At 73.2% G+C, this 6000-nt stretch carries 6 protein-coding genes; 4 read left to right on the top strand and 2 right to left on the bottom strand.

Features of this window, described 5'->3' with window-relative positions; genetic code table 11:
• The coding region (locus ACFY3L_RS21805) for an amidohydrolase family protein (protein WP_389326734.1) at nucleotides 1–992 on the top strand (992 nt) is incomplete at its 5' end.
• A gap of 69 nt (nucleotides 993–1061) precedes the next feature.
• Here ACFY3L_RS21805 and ACFY3L_RS21800 read toward each other — a convergent pair.
• On the bottom strand, nucleotides 1062–2393 hold the full coding sequence (locus ACFY3L_RS21800) for a ricin-type beta-trefoil lectin domain protein (RefSeq protein WP_389326731.1): 1332 nt from the start codon (nucleotides 2391–2393) through the stop codon (nucleotides 1062–1064).
• Between the two features lie 225 nt (nucleotides 2394–2618).
• Here ACFY3L_RS21800 and ACFY3L_RS21795 point away from each other — a divergent pair, with 225 nt between their 5' ends.
• Entirely contained in the window at nucleotides 2619–3713 is a 1095-nt protein-coding gene (locus ACFY3L_RS21795) for a hypothetical protein (RefSeq protein ID WP_389326729.1), read from the top strand.
• Between the two features lie 14 nt (nucleotides 3714–3727).
• On the opposite strand, the gene ACFY3L_RS21790 is transcribed toward ACFY3L_RS21795, so the two are convergent.
• The gene (locus ACFY3L_RS21790; protein WP_389326726.1) at nucleotides 3728–4219 is read right to left on the bottom strand and encodes a PASTA domain-containing protein; all 492 of its coding nucleotides are present in this window, start codon (nucleotides 4217–4219) and stop codon (nucleotides 3728–3730) included.
• Between the two features lie 149 nt (nucleotides 4220–4368).
• On the opposite strand from ACFY3L_RS21790, the gene ACFY3L_RS21785 reads away from it, so the two are divergent.
• Nucleotides 4369–5247 carry a DUF72 domain-containing protein gene (locus ACFY3L_RS21785; RefSeq protein WP_389326723.1) on the top strand — a complete coding sequence of 293 codons (879 nt, stop codon included), beginning with the start codon at nucleotides 4369–4371 and terminating at the stop codon, nucleotides 5245–5247.
• Between the two features lie 18 nt (nucleotides 5248–5265).
• Nucleotides 5266–5952 carry a histidine phosphatase family protein gene (locus ACFY3L_RS21780; protein ID WP_389326720.1) on the top strand — a complete coding sequence of 229 codons (687 nt, stop codon included), beginning with the start codon at nucleotides 5266–5268 and terminating at the stop codon, nucleotides 5950–5952.
• The last annotated feature ends 48 nt before the right edge of the window (nucleotides 5953–6000 follow it).

Raw genomic sequence — 6000 nt, 5'->3', positions numbered from 1 at the left:
GTGACGGCATGAACGATCAGGAGCACCAGCTCGTCGACGTGCACTCGCACTTCGTCACGCCCGGGTACGTGGCGGCGGCCACCCGCGCGGGCCATGTCCACCCCGAGGGCATGCCCCGCTGGGCCACGTGGAGCGTGCCGGAGCACCTCGCGATGATGGACGAGGCCGGCATCGCCCGCGCGGTGCTGTCGGTCTCCTCGCCCGGCACCCACTTCGGCGACGACGCGGCCGCCCGTGCCCTCGCCCGGTCGCTGAACCGGTTCTCCGCCGGGGTCGTCGAGCGGTTCCCGGACCGCTTCGGCCACTTCGCCGCGCTGCCGATGCCCGACGCCGGGGGTGCGCTCGCCGAGGCGGCGTACGCCCTCGACGAGCTCGGCGCCGCCGGCGTGGCCGTGCTGAGCAACGCGCACGGCGTGTACCTCGGCGACCCGCGCTACACCGAGCTGTACGCGGAGCTGGACCGCCGCCGCGCGATCGTGTTCGTGCACCCGGTGTCGCCGCCGAACTGGGAGCGGGTCGCGGGCGGCCGCCCCCGGCCGATGCTGGAGTTCATCTTCGACTCGGCCCGGGCGGCCGCCGACCTCGTGCTGAGCGGGACCGTGCACCGGCACCCCGACATCCGCTGGGTCTTCTCGCACAGCGGCGGCGCGCTGCCGGTGCTCGCCGAACGTCTCGAGCTGTTCCGTGGCCTGCTGCCGGAGCCGGTGCCGGGCCCGGCCGTCGGCGAGCAGCTCGCCGGCCTCTGGTACGACATCGCCGGCACCCCGTTCCCGCACGCCGCGCCGGCGCTGACCCGCGCGTTCGGCGACGAACGGGTCCTGTACGGCAGCGACTACTGCTGGACCCCGGCCGCCGGCGCCCTGGCCCAGGCCCGCACCGTCGACCCCGCCTGGCGCGCACTCACCACCCGCAACGCGCACCGCCTGCTCGACGAGGGCGCCGGCGTCGCGAAGGCCCGCACGCCGGCGATCGCCATGCTGCCCGGCCTGTGACGCCGGGCTGAGGACGCCGGGGCGGCCTTGTCGTACGGCGGCCGCCCCGGCGAAGTCGAGCGACTGGTGCTACCGGTGCCACTTCTGGTTGCTGGCGCCGTTGCAGGTCCAGATGTGCAGCTTGGAGCCGTTGGCGGTGGCCACATTCTGCACGTCGACGCACTTGTTGGCCTGGGTGTTGACGAGGTCACCGGCGGCGGTCAGCGTGAACTTCTGGGCGCCGGTGCCGTTGCACGTCCACAGTTGCACGACCGTGCCGTCGGCGGTGCCGCCGCCGGAGACGTCCATGCACTTGCCCATCGCGCGGACCGAGCCGTCGGCGTTGAAGGTCCACTGCTGGGCGGCGGTGCCGTTGCAGTCCCAGATCTGCAGGCGGTTGCCGTCGACGGCGTTGGCGTTGGGGATGTCGATGCAGCGGTTGCTGCCGTTGCCGATGATCGCCGATGTACCGGACTGGCCGCCGCACGCCGGGGCCGTGTCGAACGTGTCGGTGAAGGTGCTGCCGGCCGCCCGGTAGGTGTTGACCTGGGCGGTCGCCGCGGCGGGCGACAGGACCTGGTTGCGGGCGAAGAGGAACCAGTCGACCTGCTGCACGTAGGTCGAGGTGCCGCCGGTGTGGGTGGCGAGGTCGATGAACCACAGGTTCCAGTTCACGGTCATCGTCTGCCGCGGGTAGAACTTGCCGGAGTGGTCGCCGACGAGGACGCCGTCGATGTGGTACTTGACGTGCCCGCCGGACACCTGGACCACCAGGTCGTGCCAGCCGTCGATGCTGCGCCGCTGCTCGGAGTGCGTGTTGTCGGCGAGCCACGGCTCGTTGCGGTACGTGTACCAGCTCGTCTGGTAGTTGATCGGCCCGGCCTCGCCCCAGCCGCCGTTCGGCAGGTACTCGGAGAAGTCGAGCTCGCTGTAGGTCGGGTCGAGGTCGCCGTTGAGCGGGCTGATCGCGAAGAACGTCTCGTTGATGTGGTCGCCGTCGTTGCCGCTCGCCGGCGCGTCGGCGAAGCGGATCCGGCTGGCGTAGGTGCCCTCGAAGTACCGCTTCTGGCTGGAGAGCACCTCGGCGTGCCGCGTCCCGGCGCCGGTGCCGTCCGTCGACGCGGTCAGCTGCATGACCTTCTGCCCGCCGGACGTCGGGAACGTGATGTTGCCGGGCGACCACGTGGCGCCCGGGACGCCGGGACCGCCGGCGTTGCCCCTGGCGGTCCACCCGTGACCGGTGAAGTTCCCGTCGGCGGACGAGCTGTAGTTGAAGTCGTCGAACACGAAGCCGCAGCTGTTCGGGGCCGCGTCGGCCGAGCCGACGGTGGCCGCGGTGACCGCGACGGCGCCGAGCGCGCTCGCGAGGGCCAGCACGGCGCCCGCGAGCAGCGGGCGGCGCAGGGCACGTTTCGATGGCATGGCGGTGCCTCCTGAACGTTCCGGCCGACGGAAATTGTTCTCATCGACCATGGATGTCGATGAAAACTACGACCATCAGTGTCACCGGGTCAACATCGGCAGTCGTCATTGGCTCAGGGTGATCCCGCCGACACGCGGCGCTGTCAGGATCGCGACATCCGGTATCGGACCCGTCACCCGGCACGTCTCCATCGCCGCGAACCCACCGAGCGCGAAGGAGCAGCGATGCAACCCGAATACCGGCTGGCCCCGGGCAACCTCGTCGACCTGTACGCCGACGCCACGCACACGGGCAGGCTGAACAAGCGGATCGGCACCGGCGAGGTGCACGTGGTCCTCGACGGCGGGGCGAAGTACAAGGTCCGCGTGCTGACCAGCGCAGCCGTCGGGCTCACGCCCGGCCAGCTCACCGAGGTCGACGCCGCCCTCGTCCACCAGCAGGCGCTGCGGGGCGAGTCCGGCACCGGCCTGTCCGGCAAGGATCCCCGCGCGCTGCTCGGCGACCCGCGGGTCACCCAGTACCTGGGAGCCCACGACCGTGGCGCGCTCGCCCAGACGGACAAGGACGGGGCCGACCGGCACGCGTCGGTCGCGGGGAAGATGGCGGTCACCAGCGAGGTGCTGGGCCAGATCGTGGGCAACCTCAAGCGGGCCGAGCCGGCGCTGCGCCCGGACCTGGGCGAGGTCGGCGCCGTCAGCTGGATGATCATCGACGGCGACCCGTACACGGGCGTCGGCGGTGGCGGCGGCGCGCCCAAGGACCAGGCGCTGACCGTCCGGGTGTTCCCCGGCGGGCCGCTGTCGTCGCTGCCCACCATCACCACGGCCGAGCTGGATCGCCAGTTCGAGCTGGCCATGCGCAACCGGCTGGGCCGCATCGACGAGATCGCCGACCAGTTCCTGGCCGACAGGAAGAACGCCGCGAAGGGCGGGGACTACGCGGCCGCCCTCCGCGGCTCACTGGCGGCCTACGCCGCCACGCTCCAGCCGCTGCTCAGCGCGCGGCCGATGCCCGAGAGGGCCACGCAGGCAGAGCTCGCGGGCGACAACACCGCCGTCTGCCGGTCGCTGGGCCGGCACCTCAAGGCCACGAGGACCCACGACATCACCTACTTCGAGAAGTACCTGTTCCACAAGGGAGCGACCGAGAAGCAGATGTGGGCCGCGGTCGGCAGGTACGTCGAGACGCTGCCCCAGCAGGCCGCGGTGGTCGATCTGGTCAGCAGCCAGTTCTCGCGGCAGGGCGACGGCAGGTTCCTGCTCGTGGCCACCCGCCGCTACGCCCACCTGATCACGCCGAAGGTCACCGAGACCACCTGACGGCGCGGGCCAGGTCAGACCCGGCGGGTGCAGGTCAGCACGATCGCCGTCGTCGTGGGCACGCGCGCGCCGGCGGCGGCCGACTGGCGGGTCACCGTCCAGTTCTGCGGCAGCACGACGCTCGGCTCGCCGGCGTCCTGCGAGCCGAACCGCACGTCGCCGAAGCCCAGCCGCTCCAGCTCGATCCGGGCGGCCGCCGCGTTCTTGCCGACCAGGTCGGGCATCGCGACCGTCGCCGCCGCCGTGGTGGGCGGCACGCTCCGCACGGGGGCCGTGGTGGCGACGCCCACGCCCGGCGCGGGGGAGCTCGCGTCCGCGTTCGCCGCCGGTGTACTGGCTGCCGCCGCCGGACCCGAGGTCACCGGGCCCGGGGTCGCCGGTGCCGCGGCCGGCCCGGTGCCGCCGCCGTCCCGTCCGGCGATCACCAGTCCCGCGACGAGGGCCGCGACGGCGGCCGCACCGGCGATGATCGTGCGCCTGCCCCGTGGCGGTCGTGCGAAGGTCACCGCCGGATTCTGCCTCCGCGCCCGCGTCGGGGCAACGTGAGCGGGAGGCTTGCGGTCCGCTCCACCCACCGGGCTCACGGCCCGTGATGCCGATCGATACCTGCGACGCCGGGTTTAGCACCGGCGCCGGCGGGGGACGCTGTGCCGGCATGGGTGAGATCAAGGTCGGCACCGCCTCGTGGACGCACCGGTCGCTGCTCGCGTCGGGCTGGTACCCGCCCGGCGCCAACACCCCGGAGCGCCGCCTCGCCCACTACGCCACCCGGTTCCCGATCGTGGAGGTCGACGCGACCTACTACGCGCTGCCCGCCGAGCGCACCGCCGCCCTCTGGGCCGGGCGCACGCCCGCCGGGTTCACCTTCAACGTCAAGGCGTTCGGCCTCCTGACCGGCCACCCGACCCGGGTCGCCGCGCTGCCGAAGGACCTGCGCCCCGCCGCCGACCGGCCGCGCGTGTACCCGGACGACCTGCCGCCCGGCACCTACGAGGAGATCTGGACCCGGTTCCTCACCGCGCTCGACCCCCTCGCCCGCAGCGGGAAGCTCGGCGCCGTGCTCTTCCAGTTCCCGCCGTGGTTCACGGCCCGCGCCGCGAGCCGCCGCACGATCCTCGACGCCGCCGCCCGGTGCCGCCCGCTGCGCGTCGCCGTGGAGTTCCGGCACGCGTCCTGGTTCGCCGGCGACGAGCGGGAGGAGACGCTGCGGTTCCTGCGCGAGCACGACCTGCCCTACGTCGTCGTCGACATGCCGCAGGGGCACCGCTCGTCCGTCCCGCCGGTCGTCGAGGCCACCTCGGACCTCGCCGTCGTCCGCTTCCACGGCCACAGCCCCAACTGGACCAGCGGCGACATCGACGAGAAGTTCGCCCACTTCTACACGGACGCCGAGCTGTCGGCGTGGGCCACGCACCTGCGCGCCCTCGCCGGCCGTACCGGCGAGACCCATGTCCTCTTCAACAACTGCTGTGCCGACAACTCGCAGCGCAACGCCGCCCACCTCATCGAGCTCCTGGAGCGACACGAGCGCTGAGGGTGCGACCATCGATCGATGGGGACGGTTCTCGGTGAGCTGGCGGCCGTGCGGCACGGGCAGAGCACGGCGAACGCGGCGTTCGCGGTGGCGGAGGCGCAGCGGCGCCTGGACAGCGGTGTCACCGGGCCGGACGCCGCCGTCGCGCTGACGGGGCTCGGGCGGGCGCAGGCGGCGGCGCTCGGGCGGTGGCTGGCCGCGCAGCCGCCCGACCGGTGGCCGGAGGTGGTCGTGTGCTCGCCGTTCGTGCGCGCGGTGCAGACGTGGCGGCTGGCGCGGACGGAGGCCGCCGCGCACGGTGCCCTGCTGCCGGACGCCACGCTCGACGACCGGCTCGTCGACCGGCGGATGGGCGAGCTCGAGCTGCTCACCGGCGCCGCGGTCCGCGCCCGGTTCCCGGCGGAGGCGGCCCGCCGCGCGGCGACCGGCGAGTTCGGCTACCGGCCGCCCGGCGGGGAGTCGTTCCACGACATCGCGGCCCGCGTGCGGGCGGCCCTCGACGACCTGGAGCGCGACCACCCCGGCCGGCGGGTCTGGATCGTCGCGCACGACGCGGTCGTCCTCGTCCTGCGCCACCTGCTGGAGCCGCTCACCGTCGAGGAGGTCACCGCCGTCATGGCCGCGGGCCCGGTCCTCAACGCCTCCGTCACCCGGTTCGACGGTGACGGATTGCTCACGTACAACGCCGTCGACCACCTCAGGTAGCTTGTCAGGGGTCCCAGGCCGATCAATCAGGCCGATCAATCAGGCCGA

Source organism: Dactylosporangium sp. NPDC000521 (genome assembly GCF_042898305.1).
In the GTDB taxonomy this organism is placed as follows: Bacteria; Actinomycetota; Actinomycetes; order Mycobacteriales; family Micromonosporaceae; genus Dactylosporangium.
This window is presented reverse-complemented; position numbering and strand designations above follow the sequence as displayed.